This is a genomic window from Kitasatospora sp. NPDC085895 (genome assembly GCF_040702125.1).
GTDB classification, from domain to species: domain Bacteria; phylum Actinomycetota; class Actinomycetes; order Streptomycetales; family Streptomycetaceae; genus Kitasatospora; species Kitasatospora arboriphila.
Genome location: NZ_JBFBJY010000016.1, coordinates 118434 through 135299, shown reverse-complemented (window position 1 = coordinate 135299; position 16866 = coordinate 118434). Strand labels below are relative to the sequence as shown.

At 76.1% G+C, this 16866-nt stretch carries 17 protein-coding genes; 7 read left to right on the top strand and 10 right to left on the bottom strand.

Annotated elements, in window-relative coordinates; all coding sequences use genetic code 11:
* Positions 1 to 120 precede the first annotated feature (120 nt).
* Together AB0442_RS13630 and AB0442_RS13625 are read left to right on the top strand one after the other, a co-directional pair.
* Entirely contained in the window at positions 121 to 1386 is a 1266-nt protein-coding gene (locus tag AB0442_RS13630) for a hypothetical protein (RefSeq protein WP_366162749.1), read from the top strand.
* Positions 1383 to 1916, top strand: a complete 534-nt coding sequence (locus AB0442_RS13625; protein WP_366162747.1) for an ion channel — start codon at positions 1383 to 1385, stop codon at positions 1914 to 1916. Before AB0442_RS13630 ends, AB0442_RS13625 begins: the two co-directional genes overlap by 4 nt.
* A 9-nt stretch (positions 1917 to 1925) precedes the next feature.
* Here AB0442_RS13625 and AB0442_RS13620 read toward each other — a convergent pair whose 3' ends face one another.
* From AB0442_RS13620 to AB0442_RS13600, 5 genes are all read right to left on the bottom strand, one after another.
* On the bottom strand, positions 1926 to 3476 hold the full coding sequence (locus tag AB0442_RS13620) for a protein kinase (protein WP_366162746.1): 1551 nt from the start codon (positions 3474 to 3476) through the stop codon (positions 1926 to 1928).
* A gap of 63 nt (positions 3477 to 3539) precedes the next feature.
* Positions 3540 to 5708 (bottom strand): bifunctional polysaccharide deacetylase/glycosyltransferase family 2 protein, encoded by a 2169-nt coding sequence (locus tag AB0442_RS13615; RefSeq protein ID WP_366162745.1) that lies wholly within the window; start codon positions 5706 to 5708, stop codon positions 3540 to 3542.
* 10 nt (positions 5709 to 5718) lie between these two features.
* Complete coding sequence (locus AB0442_RS13610) at positions 5719 to 6189, bottom strand: hypothetical protein (RefSeq protein WP_366162744.1); 471 nt, start codon at positions 6187 to 6189, stop codon at positions 5719 to 5721.
* Between the two features lie 279 nt (positions 6190 to 6468).
* Positions 6469 to 7323 carry a hypothetical protein gene (locus AB0442_RS13605; protein ID WP_366162742.1) on the bottom strand — a complete coding sequence of 285 codons (855 nt, stop codon included), beginning with the start codon at positions 7321 to 7323 and terminating at the stop codon, positions 6469 to 6471.
* The gene (locus AB0442_RS13600) at positions 7320 to 8054 is read right to left on the bottom strand and encodes an RNA polymerase sigma factor (RefSeq protein ID WP_366162758.1); all 735 of its coding nucleotides are present in this window, start codon (positions 8052 to 8054) and stop codon (positions 7320 to 7322) included. Before AB0442_RS13600 ends, AB0442_RS13605 begins: the two co-directional genes overlap by 4 nt.
* A gap of 214 nt (positions 8055 to 8268) precedes the next feature.
* Here AB0442_RS13600 and AB0442_RS13595 point away from each other — a divergent pair, with 214 nt between their 5' ends.
* A complete protein-coding gene (locus tag AB0442_RS13595; protein WP_366162741.1) occupies positions 8269 to 8958 on the top strand; it encodes a DUF4304 domain-containing protein in 690 nt (229 codons plus the stop codon).
* A 111-nt stretch (positions 8959 to 9069) separates the two neighbouring features.
* Complete coding sequence (locus AB0442_RS13590) at positions 9070 to 9765, top strand: tyrosine-protein phosphatase (protein WP_366162739.1); 696 nt, start codon at positions 9070 to 9072, stop codon at positions 9763 to 9765.
* 19 nt (positions 9766 to 9784) lie between these two features.
* Here AB0442_RS13590 and AB0442_RS13585 read toward each other — a convergent pair whose 3' ends face one another.
* A complete protein-coding gene (locus tag AB0442_RS13585) occupies positions 9785 to 10354 on the bottom strand; it encodes a GNAT family N-acetyltransferase (protein ID WP_366162738.1) in 570 nt (189 codons plus the stop codon).
* Between the two features lie 16 nt (positions 10355 to 10370).
* Here AB0442_RS13585 and AB0442_RS13580 point away from each other — a divergent pair, with 16 nt between their 5' ends.
* Entirely contained in the window at positions 10371 to 10817 is a 447-nt protein-coding gene (locus AB0442_RS13580) for a GNAT family N-acetyltransferase (RefSeq protein ID WP_366162736.1), read from the top strand.
* 15 nt (positions 10818 to 10832) lie between these two features.
* Here the strand turns inward: AB0442_RS13580 and AB0442_RS13575 are convergent, their stop codons facing one another.
* On the bottom strand, positions 10833 to 11327 hold the full coding sequence (locus tag AB0442_RS13575; protein WP_344622774.1) for an NUDIX hydrolase: 495 nt from the start codon (positions 11325 to 11327) through the stop codon (positions 10833 to 10835).
* Between the two features lie 125 nt (positions 11328 to 11452).
* Positions 11453 to 11731 carry a hypothetical protein gene (locus AB0442_RS13570; protein WP_366162734.1) on the bottom strand — a complete coding sequence of 93 codons (279 nt, stop codon included), beginning with the start codon at positions 11729 to 11731 and terminating at the stop codon, positions 11453 to 11455.
* A 244-nt stretch (positions 11732 to 11975) separates the two neighbouring features.
* Between AB0442_RS13570 and AB0442_RS13565 the strand changes: the two genes are divergently transcribed.
* Complete coding sequence (locus tag AB0442_RS13565; RefSeq protein ID WP_366162733.1) at positions 11976 to 14351, top strand: lysylphosphatidylglycerol synthase transmembrane domain-containing protein; 2376 nt, start codon at positions 11976 to 11978, stop codon at positions 14349 to 14351.
* Between the two features lie 183 nt (positions 14352 to 14534).
* On the opposite strand, the gene AB0442_RS13560 is transcribed toward AB0442_RS13565, so the two are convergent.
* Positions 14535 to 14759, bottom strand: a complete 225-nt coding sequence (locus AB0442_RS13560; protein ID WP_366162731.1) for a hypothetical protein — start codon at positions 14757 to 14759, stop codon at positions 14535 to 14537.
* Between the two features lie 92 nt (positions 14760 to 14851).
* On the bottom strand, positions 14852 to 15778 hold the full coding sequence (locus tag AB0442_RS13555) for an AraC family transcriptional regulator (RefSeq protein WP_366162729.1): 927 nt from the start codon (positions 15776 to 15778) through the stop codon (positions 14852 to 14854).
* A gap of 93 nt (positions 15779 to 15871) precedes the next feature.
* Here AB0442_RS13555 and AB0442_RS13550 point away from each other — a divergent pair, with 93 nt between their 5' ends.
* A complete protein-coding gene (locus AB0442_RS13550) occupies positions 15872 to 16864 on the top strand; it encodes an NADP-dependent oxidoreductase (protein ID WP_366162728.1) in 993 nt (330 codons plus the stop codon).
* The last annotated feature ends 2 nt before the right edge of the window (positions 16865 to 16866 follow it).

Sequence of the window (16866 nt, the reverse complement as noted above, 5' to 3'; positions counted from 1 at the left end):
CCACCCCGGAGCCGGCGGTTCGACACCCGAGGTACCGGCGGCTCCGGCGTTCGCGCCGACTGGCCCGACCGCCGGAGCCGGTGTCTGCTGGGACGGACGCATCCCCGAGTGGAGGCACCGATGGCCAGCAGCACGTCGGACGGGCCCGACCGGCCCGCTCCGGCACCGTCACCGGCACGGCGACCACTGCGCTCAGCAGCGGCCGCCGTGCTGATCGTGCTGGCGGTACTGCTCACTCCCCCGGCGGTCGTCGCGGCCTGGGCGAAGTCCGAGATCAGCGACCCGGACCGGTACGTCGCGACGATGGCGCCGCTCGCCCACGACCCGGCGGTGCAGGCCGCCGTGACGAACCGGGTGACCGCCGCCGTCGTCGAGCGGCTGCCCGTCGACTCGCTGGTCTCCGACCTCGTCCCCGGCGGCTCGCCGCTGCTGGGCGCGCTGCTGCAGCGGCTCGGCTCGACACTGGAGGGCGGCGTCACCGGGCTCGTCCACGACGGGGTGCAGCGGCTGGTGCGCAGCGACGCCTTCCCCGCGATCTGGGACGGGCTCAACCGCGACGCGCACGCCGCCGTCGACCGGGCGCTCACCGGCGAGGGCGGCGGCGCCGTCGAGGTCCGCGGGAACACCGTCACCCTCGACCTCGCCCCGGTGATCGACCGCACCAAGCAGGCGCTGGTCGCCGACGGCGTGCCGGCGGCCTCGCGCATCCCGGAGATCCACACCTCGTACGTGCTGGTCAGGTCCGACCAGGTGGCGCACGTCCGGACGCTGCTGCGGCTGCTGTCGTTGGCCGGGTACTGGGTGGCGGTGCTGGCGGCGGCCTGCGCGGTGGGCGGGGTGCTGCTCGCGGTGCGGCGGCACCGGGCGGCGGTGGCCGCGGCCCTCGGGGCGGCCGCCGCGGCCGCGCTGCTCGGCCTCGGGCTGACCGCCTTCCGGGCGGTCTACCTGGACCGGCTGCCCGCGGGCGTCGACCAGGACGCCGCCTCCGCGGTCTACGACACGCTCGTCCGCTACCTGCGCGACGCCGTCCGGCTCGTGGTCGTGCTCGGTGTGCTGGCCGCGCTGGGCGCCTGGCTGTCCGGCCGGAGCCGCTCGGCGGGCGCGGTGCGCGGGCTGTGGGAGGCCGGGCTGGGCGGGGTCCGCACGGCCGCGGGGAGGATGGGACTGCGGCCCGGGCCGGTCGGCCGCTTCGTGCACCGGTTCAAGGCCCGGCTCTGCTGGGCGGCGGTCGGCGCGGCCGTGCTCGTGCTGCTGCTCTGGGACCGTCCGACCGCCGAGGTGGCGGTCTGGCTAGGAGTGGCGCTGCTGGCCGTCCTCGCGGCGGTGGAACTGCTCGACGAACCGGGCACCGGTGCGGCAGGGGGGACGGAAGGGGTCCGGCCATGAGGCGGCGTCCGAATCTGTGGGGCCTGGTGACCATGCTCGGCGGGCCGGCGCTGATGCTGACAGCCTGGTTCCTGGTGCCGATCGGGGTGTTCGGCCCCGAGCACCCCGCAGTCAGCTGGACGACGTTCGCCGTGGCGCTGGTCGTCCTGGCCGCCGCGCTCATGCACGAGATCTGGAACGAGCTGACCGAGCGGCCCGGCCACCCCGCCTTCGTGATCATGCTGCTGATCGCCGCGGCCCTGATCGTCTTCGCGACCACCTACCTGTCGCTGGCCCGCACCCCGGGGACCTTCAACGGCATCATGACGACCCGTCTGGACGCCCTGTACTTCACCGTGATCACCATGGCGACGGTCGGCTACGGCGACATCACCCCGGTCAGCCAGGAGGCCCGCGGCGTGGTGATGCTGCAGATCCTCTACACGCTGATCTTCCTGACCGCCGGGGCCACCTCGGTCAGCCGGCGGACCAGGAACATGGTGGGTCGGCGGATCGGCCGGACACCCGAGGGGCGCTCCGGCAAGGACTGACAGGGCCGGTCAGTCCGCCTTGGCGTGCACCGCGGCGGTGATCGCGGCGAGGCGGGTCTGCCAGGAGGCGAGGACCGCGGGCGGCAGCGCGTGCCGCTTGCCGAGGTCGCGGACCGTCCGCTGGGCCGACTTCAGCTTGTCCTCCGCGGCCGAGAAGTCCTGCTCGCCGATCGCCTCCGAGGCCGCGTCGAGGGTGCGCAGCAGCAACTCCTTGCGGTCCTTCTCCTTGGCCAGCTCGGTGTCGGCGACGTCGGAGCGCAGGTCGGCCAGCGCCGCCGCGGCGGTCAGCCGGCCGGCGGAGGGCGAGGCCGAGCGGGAGGGCGAGGCCGAGGCCGTCGGGGTGGGCGTCGGCGAGGGGACCGCGGGGGCGGTGACGGAGACCGAAGGGCCGGGGGTCGCGGCCGCCGCGGTGCCCTCGCCGTCCGGGCCGCCGCTGAACGCGAAGGCCGCGACCGCGGCGACGCCCACCAGCACGGCGGCGCCGGCGCCGGCCAGCAGCCAGGGGTTGCGGCGCTCGGGCTCGTCCGGCCCGTCCCGGTCGTCGGCCCAGGCGGGGGCGGCGGACGGCGGCATGTCCATCTGCGGCAGCAGCGAGGTGCGGTGCTGCTCCACGTACGGCTGCCCGCCCGCGGCGGGGAAGGGCGGGGGCGTCGGGAAGCCGCCCTGCTGGGCGGCCACCGGCGGGATGACCTGGGTGGCGGCGCCGAGCAGTTCGCTGGTGCGGTCCTGGGCGGCGGCGACCGGCACGGCGGCCAGCAGCTCGGCCCGGGCGGCGCCGGCGCCCGCCGGGCGGTCCTCGGGGTTCTTGGCCAGCAGCCGCATGATCGCGATGTCCAGCGCGGGCGGGATCTCCGGGCGGCGCAGCGAGACGGGGGCGGGCTGCTCGGAGACGTGCTTGAAGGCGATCGCGACGGGGGTGTCGGCGGTGAACGGCGGGGCGCCGGTGAGCATCTCGGTGAGCACGCAGCCGACCGCGTAGAGGTCGGAGCGGCCGTCGAGCGGGGCCGCGGTGGCCTGCTCCGGCGAGAGGTAGGAGGCGGTGCCGAGGACGGCGGCGCTCTGGGTGAGCTGCTGTCCGGCGGAGGCGTTGGCGCGGGCGATGCCGAAGTCCACCACCTTCACGCCGCCGTCGTCGGAGATCATGATGTTGCCGGGCTTGACGTCGCGGTGCACCAGGCCGGCGTGGTGCGCGACCTCCAGCGCCTCGCAGACCGCGGCGGCGATGCCGACGGCGCGCTCCACCGGCAGGATCCGCTGCTCGGCGAGCAGCCGGCCGAGCGTCCGGCCCTGCACCAGCTCCATGACGATGTACGGGGAGCCCTGGTCGACGCCGGAGTCGAAGACCATGACGATCCGCGGGTGGACCAGCATCGCGGCGAGCTGGGCCTCGCGGCCGAAGCGCTCGGCGAAGCGGGGGTCGTCGGCCAGGCCGCCGTTCAGCACCTTGACCGCGACCTGCCGGCCGAGCTGGTGGTCCGTGCCGCGGTAGACGGTGGCCATGCCGCCGACGCCGAGTATCTCGGTCAGCTCGTAGCGGCCGTTCAGCGCGCGTCCGATCACCCGTCCGGCTCCTCTCGCTTCCGTGAACCGGGCCTCGGCGCCCGCCTCGTGCACCTGTGCACCCTAGCGGCCCGGCGCGGATCCGGCGGCCGGCGGCGGGACGGAGAGGCTGCCGTAGCGCTGCATCCGCTGCCAGCGCAGCCGGGAGCCGGCCAGGGCGGTGCAGACGGACTGGATCACCACGAGGTACATCAGCTGCCGGTAGACGACCTGTTGCAGGGGCAGCGTCCAGAGCGGGCCGAGCCTCTCGCCGTCCAGCCGGAAGGCGTAGGCGCCCATGGCGACCTGCATCAGCATGAAGGCCAGCCAGAGGCCGGTGATCCGGACGGGGTCGAGGAAGACCAGCCCGTACAGGGTGAAGACGTCGACCACCGGGGCGAGCAGCGGCAGCAGGACCTGGAACATCAGCAGGTAGAGCAGGCCGCGGCGGCCGAGCTTGCCGGCCTGGCCGCGCTGGCCGAGCGCACCGCGGTGCTTCCACATGGCCTGCAGGGTGCCGTAGCACCAGCGGTAGCGCTGCCGCCACAGGGCGCCGAGCGAGGCGGGGGCCTCCGTCCAGGCCTTGGCCCGCTCTTCGTAGACGACCCGCCAGCCGGCCCGGCAGAGCGCCATGGTGAGGTCGGTGTCCTCGGCGAGGGTCTCCTCGGCGACGCCGCCGATCCGCAGCAGGGCGGAGCGGCGGAAGGCGCCGACCGCGCCGGGCACGGTGGGCATGCACTCGGCGAGGTCGAAGAGCCGGCGGTCCAGGTTGAAGCCGACCACGTACTCGATGTGCTGCCAGCGGCCGAGCAGGCCGCCGCGGTTGACCACCTTGGCGTTGCCGGAGACGGCGCCGACCCGGCGGTCGGCGAAGGGCTGGACGAGCATCCGCACGGCGTCCGGCTCGAACACGGTGTCGCCGTCGACCATGACCACGAGCTCGGCGCGGGCGTAGCGCAGGCCGAGGTTGAGTGCGGCGGGCTTGCCGGAGTTGGGCTGCCGGAAGACCCTGACGTAGGGGAGGTTCAGGGATTCGACGAGGTCGGCGGTGCCGTCGGTGGAGCCGTCGTCGACGACGATCACCTCGACCGGGTGGTCGGAGGCGAGCAGGGAGCGGACGGCGGCCTCGATGCCGGCGCTCTCGTTGTAGGCGGGGACGATCACCGAGACCGGCTCGGTGATCGGCGGGCCCCAACCGCGGGCCCGCAGCCGCTTGTGCCGGCGGGCCGCGACCAGCAGGGCGATCGCACGCAGCGCGCCGATCGCACCGGCCGCCCACAGGAGCCAGTCCAGCAGGTCGAGCACCAACGAACTGGCGCCGAGGACGGTGACGAGGGCGAGGCCCTGCCAGTGCTCGGCGGCGGTCGCGGGGTGCACCGGGTCGGTCGTACCGACGGCGGCGGAGACGGTGTCGAAGCGCCAGCCGGCCGCCTGCAGCCGGGGCAGCAGGGCGTCCAGGGCGGCCACGGTCTGGCCGCGGTCGCCGCCGGCGTCGTGCATCAGCACCACCTGGCCGTCGCGGCCCTTCGGGGTGGCGCCGGCGATGATCTGCTCGACACCCGGGCGGCGCCAGTCCTCGCTGTCGAGCGTGGTGAGGACGGTGAGGTAGCCGTCCCGGCCGGCCTGCAGGACGGCGTCCCAGCCGGCGTCGGTGAGCGCGTCGTTCCCGGCGGAGTAGGGCGGCCGCAACAGCGTGCTGGTCACTCCGGCGGCGCCGGCCAGGGCGAGCTGGGACTCCCGGAGTTCCAGCGTGCGCCGCCAGGGTGCGACGGCCGAGAGGTCGGCGTGGGTGAAGGTGTGCACGCCGATCTGGTGGCCCTCGGCGACGATCCGGCGGGCGAGGTCGGGGTGGTCGGCGACCTGGGTGCCGACGGTGAAGAAGGTGGCGTGCACGCCGTGGCGGCGGAGCACGTCGAGGATCTGCGGGGTCCAGCGCGGGTCCGGGCCGTCGTCGAAGGTGAGCGCGATCGTTCCCGCGGCCGGCCTGGCGGTGCGGGCGGAGCCGTCCTCGGACGTGGCGATCACCGGGCCGCCGGTGCGCACCTGCTCGGGGACGGCCGCGCTGCTCCCGTCGGCGCGGGCGGCGCCGTCGGCGGTGTTCCCGTACATGTGCCGGGTGTAGCCCTGGATCAGCAGCGCGGCCGCCAGGGTGAGGACGAGCACGGTCAGCAGCAGCCAGTGGGTGCGCAGCGGTGTCTGCCGGACGGCGGCCCGGCGGCCGCGGCTCCTGCGGGGGCGGGTGGCAGTGGTCACGGGGCGGCGCTCACGGGGTCTTGGTGGGCTTGCGGGTGGGCTGTGCGGTGGAGCGACCGTGGGTCGGGCTCGGCACGGTGGTCGCCGTGGCGGTCGGCTGCGGGGTGGCGGGCGCCGCGGTGCGGGTGGCGGGCGCCGTCGACCGGGTGGTCGCGGTGCTGCGGGTGCCGGTCGGTCCGGCCGCACCGGCGGGGCCGGACGCCGGTTCGGAGCCCGCTGCGGCCGGTACGGGGGACTCGGCGGGCACGGTGGCCGCCGGGGTCGCGGTGTGCGCGGGCAGGGCCGGCAGGAAGGGGGCGTCCAGGACGGGCCCGCCGACCAGGCTGGAGGCCAGCAGGCCGAGGTAGCCGACGGCGGGCACGGTGAGCAGCCAGCCGGCCCGACGGACCAGCCGCCGGCGGCGCCCGCTGCCGTCCACGAACACCGGGGCGTCCGGTGGTGGCGCCGTCACGCGGGGGATCCGCAGCGTGTCCTCGGTCACGGGTGCTCCAATCGTCGCCCCCGGGCCCGGCAGGGCCGGGCGGGCGGTGGACACGGGGGAATCCACCGCCCGCCCGGGGTTCCGGGGCGCCCGTCGGGGCGGATCCGGACGGGCGCAAGGACCCGGGGGAGTTCCTGCGCCCGTCCGGAGCGGTTCCCGGGGAGGCGGTGGGCACGGGGGAACCCACCGACCCCCCGGAGTCTTCGGGGTGGTGCGGTCACCGGACGGCCGCCGAGCCCGGGGGGGTGTGTGCCCGCCGGCCGTCCGGAGTCTGTGGCGTCACCTCACCGCGGCACCGGCCTTGTCGGCGGTGTCGGTGAGGTTCTGGGCGGCGGTGCGGGTCGGGGTCCGCTCCGCCTTGGTCGGCGAGGCGCTCGGCTGGCCGCCGTCGTGCCCCGTACCGGTGGTCGCGGACGGGCTCGCCGTGGCGGTCCTGCCCTTGCCGGACTTGCAGTACGCGTCGACCTTGGCGGCGCCGCCGGCCGCCGCGACCAGTGGTGCCATCCGTGGCTCGGCCAGCAGGTCGCGCTGCTTGGCGCCGCTGCGCGAGCGGTCCGTCCAGACCTGGCAGAGCGCCGCGAGGTCGGGCAGCGCGGAGGCCGCCGAGGCGCCCCCCGCGTGGGAGCCGACGGACGGGGAGCCGGCCGCGTCGGTACGACCCGCGCTGCCGGACGGGGTCGGACGCCCGCTCGGGGTGCCGTCGCCGGAGGCGGAGGCCGGGTCGGTCGGGGAGGCGTCCGGAGCGGCGGGGGCGTGCCCCTTGGCCGGGCTGCCGCCGAGGGCCTGCGGCAGGTTGCCGGTGCCCGCGGCGACGGCGACGCCGCCGACGGCGGTCACGGCGAACGCCGCGACGAGTGCCTTCAGCGTGAAGGTCCTCCTTCGCGCGTGGTCCGCCATGGTCGCTCTCCCGGGTTGCGGTGCAGGTGTGCGACGAGCCTCCCGGAAGGCGGCCACGGCCTGTTCCTCCCCGGGCAGTGCGCCGTCGGCGGGTGGGGCTGCCGCGGCGGCGAGCAGCCCGGCGAGGGCCGCATGACCGGTGAGGGAGGCCGGACCGGCCTCCGAGCCGACCGCGGTGCCGCCGAGCAGCTGCTCGGCGGTGTCCCGGTCGATCCGGTGGGATCGGTTCTTGCTCATCTCATGTCCTTCAGCGTCGCGGTCCGCGCGCGTGTCACACCCTGCGCGGAATTTTTTTCGGCGGGCTGCTGCCGGGGCAGTCCGGCGGCCGGTCCGCCGGTCTGGTCGAGCAGCTTGGCCAGCCGCTTCAGCCCGCGGTGGGCGGCCATCCGGACGCTGCCGGAGCGCTTGCCGAGCACCCTGGCGGCGCTCTCCGCGTCGAGCTGGAGCAGTACGCGCAGCAGGACGGCCTCGGCCTGGTCCCGGGGCAGCCGGGATATCAGGGCGAGCGCGTCCCCGGTGGTGACGGCGGCGATGGCGCTGTGCGCGGTGTCCTCGGCGGCCGCGAGGTCGAGCAGGTGCTCGACGGGCAGGTCGGCGACCGGACGGCGGCGCTGGCGGCGCAGGTGGTCCATGGCGCGGTTGCGGGCGATGGTGGCCACCCAGCCGCGGAAGCCGTCCGAGTCCCCCTGGAATCCGGCGAGGTCGCGGGCGACCTGCAGCCAGGTCTCGGAGGCGATGTCCTCGGCGTCCTCGGGTCTGCCGCCGACCAGCACTCTCAGGTAACGCAGCATTCCGGGCTGGACGGCTCTGAACAGCTGGCGGAAGGCCTGCTCGTCCCCGTTCCGGGCGGCCGCCACGGCCGCAGTGAGGTCCGGGCCGCGGTCCGGCGGGTGGTCCGGGCTGGTGGTGTGGCCCGCCGGGTCGCCGACGCCCGGCCCGTGGTGGTCTGCACTGTGCACCCGCCACATCATGCGCCATCCCGGCGCGGCCGTGGGCCGAAGGGCGAGGTCCGCGGTGCGGGCCCGAGGTCCGGGGCGGGTAGGACCAATGTCCTGGCAGCAGCTGTCATTCGTCCGCGGCAGTCAGAGGTGACCGGGGCATACGTTGGACGGGGCCGCTCCACCCCCCGCGGTCCACCCGGTCCCGGCCACCCCGGACCCCGCCTACCCCCAGGACACCGTGATGACCACTGCCCGGACGCTCTTCGCGGAGGGCATGCGCGACCACCTCGCGCCCGCCCTGCGCGCCATGGGCTTCACCGGCTGGCGGCACACCTTCGCCCTGCCCGACGAGGAGCACTGGGCGCTGCTCGGCGTCGAGCTCGGCACCGCCGACGACCGTGTCGTCCGCTACACGGTGAACCTGGGGCTCACCCGCAAGTCCGTCTGGGCGGCCGACCGGCCCGGACGGGCGGTGCGGCCGGACCCGAACGCGGTCACCGGCCTGGAGTCCTGGCACACCCGGATCGGCCGGCTACTGCCGGTCGGCGGCGACGTGTGGTGGCAGATCACCCCCGGCCCGCGCTGGGCGGTCGCCGTCCAGGACACCGTGGCGGCCGTCCGCCACTACGGGCTGCCCGAACTGCTCCGGCGCCTGGAGGCGGCCTCCGGCGGGACGGAGCGCTACCTGGGACCCGAGGAGCTGGTGGACGTCAACGCCGCGCTGCGGCTCGCCGAGGTCGCCCCGATCCGCCGGACGGAGCTGGCCGACCGGGTGCTGCGGCTGTACGGCGACTGGTCACCGGCGGACCCGGTCGCCCGCGAGGTGCTCCGCGGCGCCGCCACCGGCTTCCTCTCGGTCGGCGACACCCGCTTCGGCTCCGTCGGCTGCCGCGACACGGCCGGCCGGCCCCTCTGGTCCTTCGGCGGTTGAGCCGGCCGGTGCCGTCGCCGGGCGGCGTCCGGGGAACCATCGGCGCACCCCCGGGAGTCTGTTCCGAGGGGGATCCGCAGGGACCCCGCAACGGCATGGGGGGAACGGGACATGACGGACGACCGGCGCCTGGTGTGGGACGGCTGCCTCAATGTGCGCGAGCTCGGCGGACTGCCCACCCGGGACGGCCGGCGGACGCGGCGCGGGGCCGTCGTCCGCGCCGACAACCTGGACCGGCTGACCGCCGAGGGCTGGGCCGCGCTGCAGGCGTACGGCATCCGCACCGTGATCGACCTGCGCAACGAGGAGGAGTACCGGCCGCTGCTGCAGCGCCCGGACGGCATCGAGCTGGTCCGGGTGCCGCTGGACGAGCTGGCCGGACCGGAGTGGTGGGCCCGGTTCGGCGGCCTGGACGGCACCCCGCTGGCCTTCCGGCCGTACCTGGACCACTGCCCGCGGGCGGTGGCCGAGGTGGTGGCCGCGGTCGGCCGGGCGGCGCCGGGCGGGGTGGTGGTGCACTGCGGCGCTGGCCGCGACCGCACCGGGCTCGCCGCGCTGGTGCTGCTCGCCGTGGCCGGGGTCTCGGCGGACGCGATCGTCGACGACTACCTGCTGAGCGCCGGGAACCTGCGCCCGCTCTGGGCGATGCTGGGCCGGCCCGACGAGACCGCCGCGATCGAGGCGGTGCTGGACCGGGCCGGCACCACGGCCGAGGCGGCCCTGTTGGAGACGATCGCCGAGTTCGAGCCTGCCGTCTTCCTGCCGGCGGCCGACACGGCGGCGGTCCGGGCCCGGCTGCTGGCCTGACGCACCCGGGCCGGGGCCGCTACCAGAGGCGGTCGACGGTGCCCGGGTGGAGCGCGATCCGGGCACCGTCGAAGCCGGGCCGGCGGGCCCGGCCGTGCGCGGAGAAGAAGCCGGCGAGGACGGCCTTGTCGAAGCCGGGCCGGTCGCTCGGGAAGGGTTCCTCGGCCGTTCCGCCGACCAGGACGGCCCCGGGCAGCACCTCCCAGCCGGCCCGCTCGTAGAACCCCTGCAGCGGCCGGTCGCAGGTGAACAGGCCGAGGTCGGCGCCGAGCGCGGCGATCCGCGCGCGGGCCGCCGTGACGAGGGCCAGCCCGTGGCCGCGGCCCCGGCGGGCCGGGTCGGTGACCACCGCGGACAGGCCCCGGGCCGCGAACACCTCGCCGCCGTGCCGGAGGTCCTTGCCGAGCAGGTCGAGCGCGGCCACCACCCGCGGCCCGTCGATCAGCAGCATGCTCCGCGGGTCGGGCGCCGGGTCGTGGCTCACCCCCGGGTCGGGCGCCCCGGTGGGCCGGGCCCGCTCCTGCAGGGCCCACACCCGGGCCCGGAGCCGGGCCGGCACCTCGGCCTCCGGGTACTCCACGATCTCCATCTGCCAGACTCCCCGTGTGATCGTCCGTACCGCCGTCCGCGGCGACCTGCCTGCCGTGCTCGCCCTGCTCGCCGACGAGTCCGTCGTCACCGATCCGGCGTCGGTGCGGGTCGGTGCAGCGTACGAGGCGGCCTTCGCCGCCATCGAGGCGGATCCGCGCAACGAACTGCTGGTGCTCGACGAGGGCGACGGCACGGTGCTCGGCTGCCTGCAGCTGACCCGCATCCCCGGCCTCGGCCGGGGCGGGGCGGAGCGGGCGCTGATCGAGGCCGTCCGGATCCGGGCCGACCGGCGCGGCGGCGGGCTGGGCCGGCTGCTGCTGGCCCGGGCGATCGACCGGGCCCGCGAACAGGGCTGCTCCCTCGTGCAGTTGACCAGCAACAAGCGGCGGACCGAGGCGCACCGCTTCTACGCCTCACTGGGGTTCGAGCGCAGCCACGACGGCTTCAAGCTCGTCCTGTGAGGCGGCCGCCGCCGCTCAGAGGCCGCTGACCGGGCTGGTGACGACCCGGGTGCGGCCGTCGGCGCGGGCGGCGAGGCCCGCCGACAGGCGCAGCGAGCGGGCCGGGCCGAGGAGTTCGAGCGCCTCGTCGACCTCCGCCCAGCGGTGGTCGTCGAGTTCGCCCGCGGGCAGGGTGATCGGGGTGTCGGCCGGCAGGGTGCCCAGGTCGAAGAGGAAGTGGCAGGCGGGGTGGTCGAGTTCGCCGGAGGGGTTGGTCCAGGCGACGGCCAGCAGCTCACCGGCCTCCTTCTCGATGCCGGTCTCCTCGTGCAGTTCGCGGGTGGCGCACTGCTGCGGGTTCTCGCCGGGGTCGACCGTCCCGCCGACGAACTGCCAGTGCTCGCGGTAGCCGGCCTTGACGATCAGCACCCGGCCCTGCGGGTCGGTGATCAGGCAGCCGGCGGCCGCGTACACCCTGGTCAGCGAGGCGAGCCACTCCTCACGGGTCTGCAGCAGTGGGCTGTCGGACATGTGGTGCTCCTCCGCGTCGGGGACGGCCGCCGGGCGGCGGCGCGGGCCCCACTCTTCCGCACGGACGCGCACGGCCGCGCCCCGTCGGCTCCGGCGGGGCGCGGCCGGGTGCGGGCGGGGCCGCCTCAGTGCGCGGAGTGCTTCTCCGCGCCGCGGTGCCGGTGGCCCGGCAGTTCGACGTGGTGGGCGACGCCGGCCATCGGCCCCGCCGTCGTGTCGGAGCGGCGCCCGCCGTGGCTGAACACCGCGTCCCCGAAGTACGGCCCGCTGCGGGCGGCGGAGGCGGTGTCGGTGTGCAGCTGCGGGGTGAGCGGGCCGGGGTTGGTGGCCATGCCGCGGCGTTCGAGCAGTTCCTGGGTGCCGCGGCGGAGCTTGGTCATCTTGCCGGTGGTCTGCTTGGCCATGGTCGGCCTCCCTTCCGCAGCCGGGCCGCCCGCGGGGGCCGCGGGACTCGGGGAACGCCGACCGCACGGGGTGTTATGTCCGGATTTTAGCGTTTTAACTCCTTCCTGTACCCCCCGCCCGCCGACCCCGCACCTCCGGCCCGGGCACCCGCCCGACAAGCCTCCGCAGGCCCGGCCCGGCAACCGGGCGGATCCCGTGACCGGCATCGCACTCCCCCGTCCGGGGGATGTGGGAGCATGCCGCGTGGCCACGCTGACCCCTGCAGGAGAACTGCGGACCGCGCCCGCGACACCGCGTCACCGCCGGGTGCGGCACCCCGCGGCGCTGATCCGCGCCCTGATCGGGCTCGCCGCGATCGGCCTGCTCCTGCTGCTCGCCCAGTACGCCCAGGGCACCGCCGGCGGCCTGGACGCCGACGTCGTCGAGGGCACCGGCCTGCTCCCCCGGCCCCCGGTACGGCTGCTGGCCGCCTGCAGCGCCGCCGCCCTGCTGCTGGTGCCGCTCGCCTTCGCCGTCGGCCGGGTGCTGCGCCGGGCCGGCCGGCAGGTCGCCGACGGGGTGCTCGCCGCCGTCCTCGCCTACGCCGTCTCGCTCCTCCTCGACCTCGCGGTCGGCGGGCTCACCGCGCTCACCCACCCCTTCCCCGAGGGCCCCGGCCGCACCGACCCGGTGTACGGGCACCTGGCCCCCGTCCTGGCCTTCATGACCGCGGTCGGCACCGGCGGACTGCCCCGCTGGCGCGCCTCGCTCGCCGCCACCCTCACCGCCGCCGGACTGTCCGGCCTGCTCACCGGCTACGCCACCCCGCTGTCGGTGCTGCTCTCGCTGCTGGTCGGCTGGACCACCGCGCACCTGGTCGCCTGGTCCGTCGGCGAACCCACCCGGGAGCCGTCCGAACTGCAGCTCTGGGTGACCCTGCGCAACGCCGGGACCCGCCCGAACACCGTGCGGGTGGCCGGCCCCTGCCGGTACCTGGTGACCCAGCACCAGGACCGGCCCGACCTCGACGTCCGACTGCTCGACCGGCGCGCCGCCGCCCTCGGTCTGCCGCAGCACGTCTGGCAACTGCTGCGGCTGCGCACCGCACCGCTGCCGCTCGGCCTGCGCTCGCTGCGCGAGGGACTGGAGCACCAGACCCTGGTGGCGCACGCCGCCTTCGCCGCCGGGGTACGCACCCCGGAGCCGCTCGCCGCCGCCGAACTGGGCCCGGACGCCGCCCTGGTGGCCTACCGCCACCTGCCCGGCCGGCCGCTCGGCGACGTCCCCGCGGACGAGGTCACCGACGAGGTGCTGCACGACGCCTGGAAGCAGCTGCGACTGCTGCACCGGCGCAGCATCGCCCACCGCACCCTCGGCCCCGACACCGTCCGCCTCGGCCCGGACGGCGCGGTGCAGCTCACCGAACTCGCGTACGGCGAGATCGCGGCCGGCGAACTCCTGCTGCGCCTCGACGTGGCCGGGATGCTCACCGCGCTGGCCCTGAAGACCGGTCCAAAGCGGGCGGTGGCCGCCGGTGCCGCGGTGATCGGACCCGCCACGATCGGCGCCGCGCTGCCGCTGCTGCAGCCGATCGCCCTGCCCCGGGCGACCCGCGACGCCCTCGCCGCACAGCCCGAACTGGCCGCCGCGATACGCGCGGAAGTGCTCCGGCTGCGCCCGCAGGCACCGGTGGAACCCGTCCGGCTGGAACGACTGCGGCCGCGCACCCTCGCCACCGTCGCCGCCGGCATGGCCGGCGGGTACCTGCTGCTGCAGGCACTGTTCGGCTCCGGCCTCGACTCCTTCCGCGCGGTCGCCGACGCCGACCCGTTCTGGCTCTCGGCGGCCGTCCTGGCGGCCGTCGCCAGCTACGGCGCGGCGGCCCTCGGATTCATCGGCTTCGTCCCGGAACGGCTCGACCCGCGCGGCGCGCTCGCCGCCCAAGTGGCGGGCTCCTTCGTCAAACTGGTGTCGCCCGGCGGAGTGGGCGGCATCGCACTGAACACCCGGTTCCTGCAGGCCAGCGGGATCCCCACCGCACAGGCCCTCTCCAGCGTGGGCGCCTCCCAGCTGGTCGGCCTGGCACTGCACATGCTGCAACTCGCCTTCTTCACCACCCTGGTGGGCCTCGGACCGCAGACCGAACTGCCCAGCCCGGCCTGGCTCGCGGCCGGACTCGGCCTGGTCGCCGCCGTCCTGTTGTCCGCGCTCGCCGTGCCCTGGCTGCGGCGGCGGATCGTCGGCCTGCTGCGGCCGCTGCGCGCCGAGGTGCTGCCGCGCCTGCTCGACCTGCTGCAGCAGCCGGGCAAGCTGGCGGCCGGCGTCGCCGGGCAACTGCTGGTCTCGACGGCCTTCGTGGCCTGCCTGTACTGCTGCGCACTGGCGGTCGGCGCCCGGCCGTCCTTCAGCGCGGTCGCGGTGGTGTTCCTGGCCGGCAACGCGGCCGGCTCCGCGGCGCCCACGCCGGGCGGCGCGGGCGTGGTGGAGGGTCTGCTCACGGAGGGCCTGGCGCACACCGGCGGCATGGACCAGGGCAGCGCGTTCGCCGCGGTGATGCTCTTCCGGCTGCTGGTCTTCCTGCTGCCCGTCCTCCCGGGCTGGCTCGCCTTCACCTGGCTCCAGCGCCGCCGGGCCCTGTAGGCAACGCCCCAGGGGCGCGTGGGGGCACCTCCCGGCCGAAGGCGGGGGAGAATCGCGCAGTCCGGGATCGGGTACGTCCACGGAATTCGGGCCGGGCGCTGATCCGTACGGCAACCCCATCCGCATTGCGCAGTTCCCCGCGCCCCTGGGGTGCTGCCACCGGGGGTGCTGCCCGCGGCTGCCTCAGTCCCGGTAGTCCTCCTCGTCGAGGGAGACCACGATGGACTGCTCGACGGCGTCGCCGTCGTCGGCCTGGTCCGCGCCGAGGGCCCGCCGCTCGCGCAGTTGCTCCAGTTCGTCGCCCTGGCGCTCGGCCACCTCCCGCTCCTCGTCCTCCGCCTCCATGACGGCCGGCGACTCCTCGTCGTAGTCTTCGGGGAACTCCGGGTTCTCTGGGTTCTGGACCATGGCGCCAGTATCCGCCGCGGACCGTCCGCCCGCGCCCCCTCGGCCGACCTCGGCGTGTTGGACGCACCGGACCGAGCGCCGCCGCGCAGGGGTCAGGCGGCCTCCCGGGCCCGCCGCCGGTACCGGCCGGGCGGCTGCCCGTACGCGCGTTTGAAGGCCTTGGCGAAGGCGAATTCGGAGCGGTACCCGACCCGGTCGCCGACCACCGCGATCGGGGTGTCGGAGTGCCTCAGCAGGCCGGCCGCGGTGGTCATCCGCCAGCGGGTGAGGTAGGTGAGCGGCGGTTCGCCGACCAGGGCGGTGAAGCGGCGGGCGAACGCGGCCCGGGAGAGGCCGACGCCCGCGCCGAGGCTCTCGACCGTCCAGGTGCCGCCGGGGTCGGCGTGGATCGCCTTCAGGGCGGGGGCGATCGCCGGGTCGCGCAGGGCGGCGGCCCAGCCGGCCGCCGCGGCGTCGGGCTGTTCGTCGAGCCAGGTCCGCAGGATGTAGAGCAGCAGCAGGTCGATCAGCTGGGCGACGATGCCGTCGGAGCCGGGCCCGGGCCGCTCCAGTTCGGCGGCGAGCAGGTCGACGGCGGAGGCGAGGGCGGTGTGGCGGCCGCGCCGGGCCGGCAGGTGGATCAGCGGGGGCAGGGTGGCGACCAGCGGGTGCGGGCGCTCCTGGTCGAGGAGGTAGGAGCCGCAGAGGATCGTGGTGACCGGGCCGGTGCCGGGATCGGCGGGGCTCGGCGTCGGCGGCCGGGGCCAGCCGAGGTCGGCCCGGTAGTCGACGACCGGGGAGCCGGGATCGTCGGCGAGGACGTGCTCGCGGCCGCTGCGCACGAAGACGATGTCGCCGGGGCCGAGCCGGGTGGTGACGCCGCCGGGTTCGATCAGCCAGCAGGTGCCCGCGAGCACCACGTGGAAGCCTGCGCCGGCCTGCTCGGCGAAGCGCAGGCCCCAGGGCGCCCGGCAGTCGGTGCGGGCGGAGACGGGGTTGCCGGTCCGTACGGAGGCGACGGCGTCGGTGAGGATGTCCACCCGGCGAGCCTATCCGCCCGACCACCACGTGGAGACGATCGGACATCGAATCGAGTCGATCAGCCATTCATCGTCTCTCGAAGGCTTCCTACGGTGGACACTGAACCGATCGGCGGAACCGTCCCGCCGCACCCCCGCCGCCACCAGGAGCACCCCTTGCGCGCCATCGTCCAGCAGTCCTTCGGCACCCCCGACGTCCTCGTCCCGGCCGAGGTCGCCCGCCCGGTCGCCGGCCCCGGCGAGGTGCTCGTCCGGGTGCACGCCGCCTCGGTCAACCCGGTGGACGCCCACGTCCGGGCGGGTGCGCTGCCGATGCTCGGCGAGCCGCCGTTCGTGCTCGGCTGGGACGTCTCGGGCGTGGTCGAGGAGGTCGCCCCGGACGTCACCCGCTTCCGGGTCGGCGACGAGGTCTTCGGCATGCCGTGCTTCCCGCGGCCGGCGGGCGCCTACGCCGAGTACGTCGCGGCGCCGGCCGGGCACCTCGTCCGCAAGCCGGCCGGCCTGGACCACGTGCGGGCCGCCGCGCTGCCGCTGGCCGGCCTGACCGCCTGGCAGGCGCTGGTCGGCACGGCCGGCCTGCGGGAGGGCATGCGGGTGCTGGTGCACGGCGCGGGCGGCGGGGTCGGCCACCTCGCGGTGCAGATCGCCAGGGCCCGCGGCGCGGAGGTGCTGGCCACGGCGAGCGCGGCCAAGCACGACTTCGTCCGCTCGCTCGGGGCGGACCGCGTCATCGACTACCGGGCCGGCGACTTCGCCGCCGGGCTGGGCGGGCTCGACGTCGTCCTGGACGGCGTCGGCGGCTACGGGCGGCGTTCGCTGCCGCTGCTGGCCGAGGACGGCATGCTGATCACCCTGATCGAGCGGAACAGCCCGGAGCTCACCGCAGCGGCCGCGGCGGCCGGACGGCGCCTCGCCGGGCCGGTCGTCGCGCCGGACGCCGCCGGGCTGACGGCCCTGGCCGAGCTGGCGGAGCAGGGCCGGCTGCGCCCGCACGTGCAGGACGTGCTGCCGCTGGAGGAGGCCGCGAAGGCGCACGCGCTGATCGAGTCGCGCGGCACCCGGGGCAAGATCGTGCTGACCGTCTGAGC

Coding starts and splice junctions, on each gene's coding strand:
- AB0442_RS13605 (WP_366162742.1), bottom strand. CDS start 7,323: ATGAGCAAGAACCGATCCCACCGGATCGACCGGGACACCGCCGAGCAG.
- AB0442_RS13590 (WP_366162739.1), top strand. CDS start 9,070: ATGACGGACGACCGGCGCCTGGTGTGGGACGGCTGCCTCAATGTGCGC.
- AB0442_RS13570 (WP_366162734.1), bottom strand. CDS start 11,731: ATGGCCAAGCAGACCACCGGCAAGATGACCAAGCTCCGCCGCGGCACC.
- AB0442_RS13575 (WP_344622774.1), bottom strand. CDS start 11,327: ATGTCCGACAGCCCACTGCTGCAGACCCGTGAGGAGTGGCTCGCCTCG.
- AB0442_RS13595 (WP_366162741.1), top strand. CDS start 8,269: ATGACCACTGCCCGGACGCTCTTCGCGGAGGGCATGCGCGACCACCTC.
- AB0442_RS13560 (WP_366162731.1), bottom strand. CDS start 14,759: ATGGTCCAGAACCCAGAGAACCCGGAGTTCCCCGAAGACTACGACGAG.
- AB0442_RS13600 (WP_366162758.1), bottom strand. CDS start 8,054: ATGTGGCGGGTGCACAGTGCAGACCACCACGGGCCGGGCGTCGGCGAC.
- AB0442_RS13585 (WP_366162738.1), bottom strand. CDS start 10,354: ATGGAGATCGTGGAGTACCCGGAGGCCGAGGTGCCGGCCCGGCTCCGG.
- AB0442_RS13630 (WP_366162749.1), top strand. CDS start 121: ATGGCCAGCAGCACGTCGGACGGGCCCGACCGGCCCGCTCCGGCACCG.
- AB0442_RS13625 (WP_366162747.1), top strand. CDS start 1,383: ATGAGGCGGCGTCCGAATCTGTGGGGCCTGGTGACCATGCTCGGCGGG.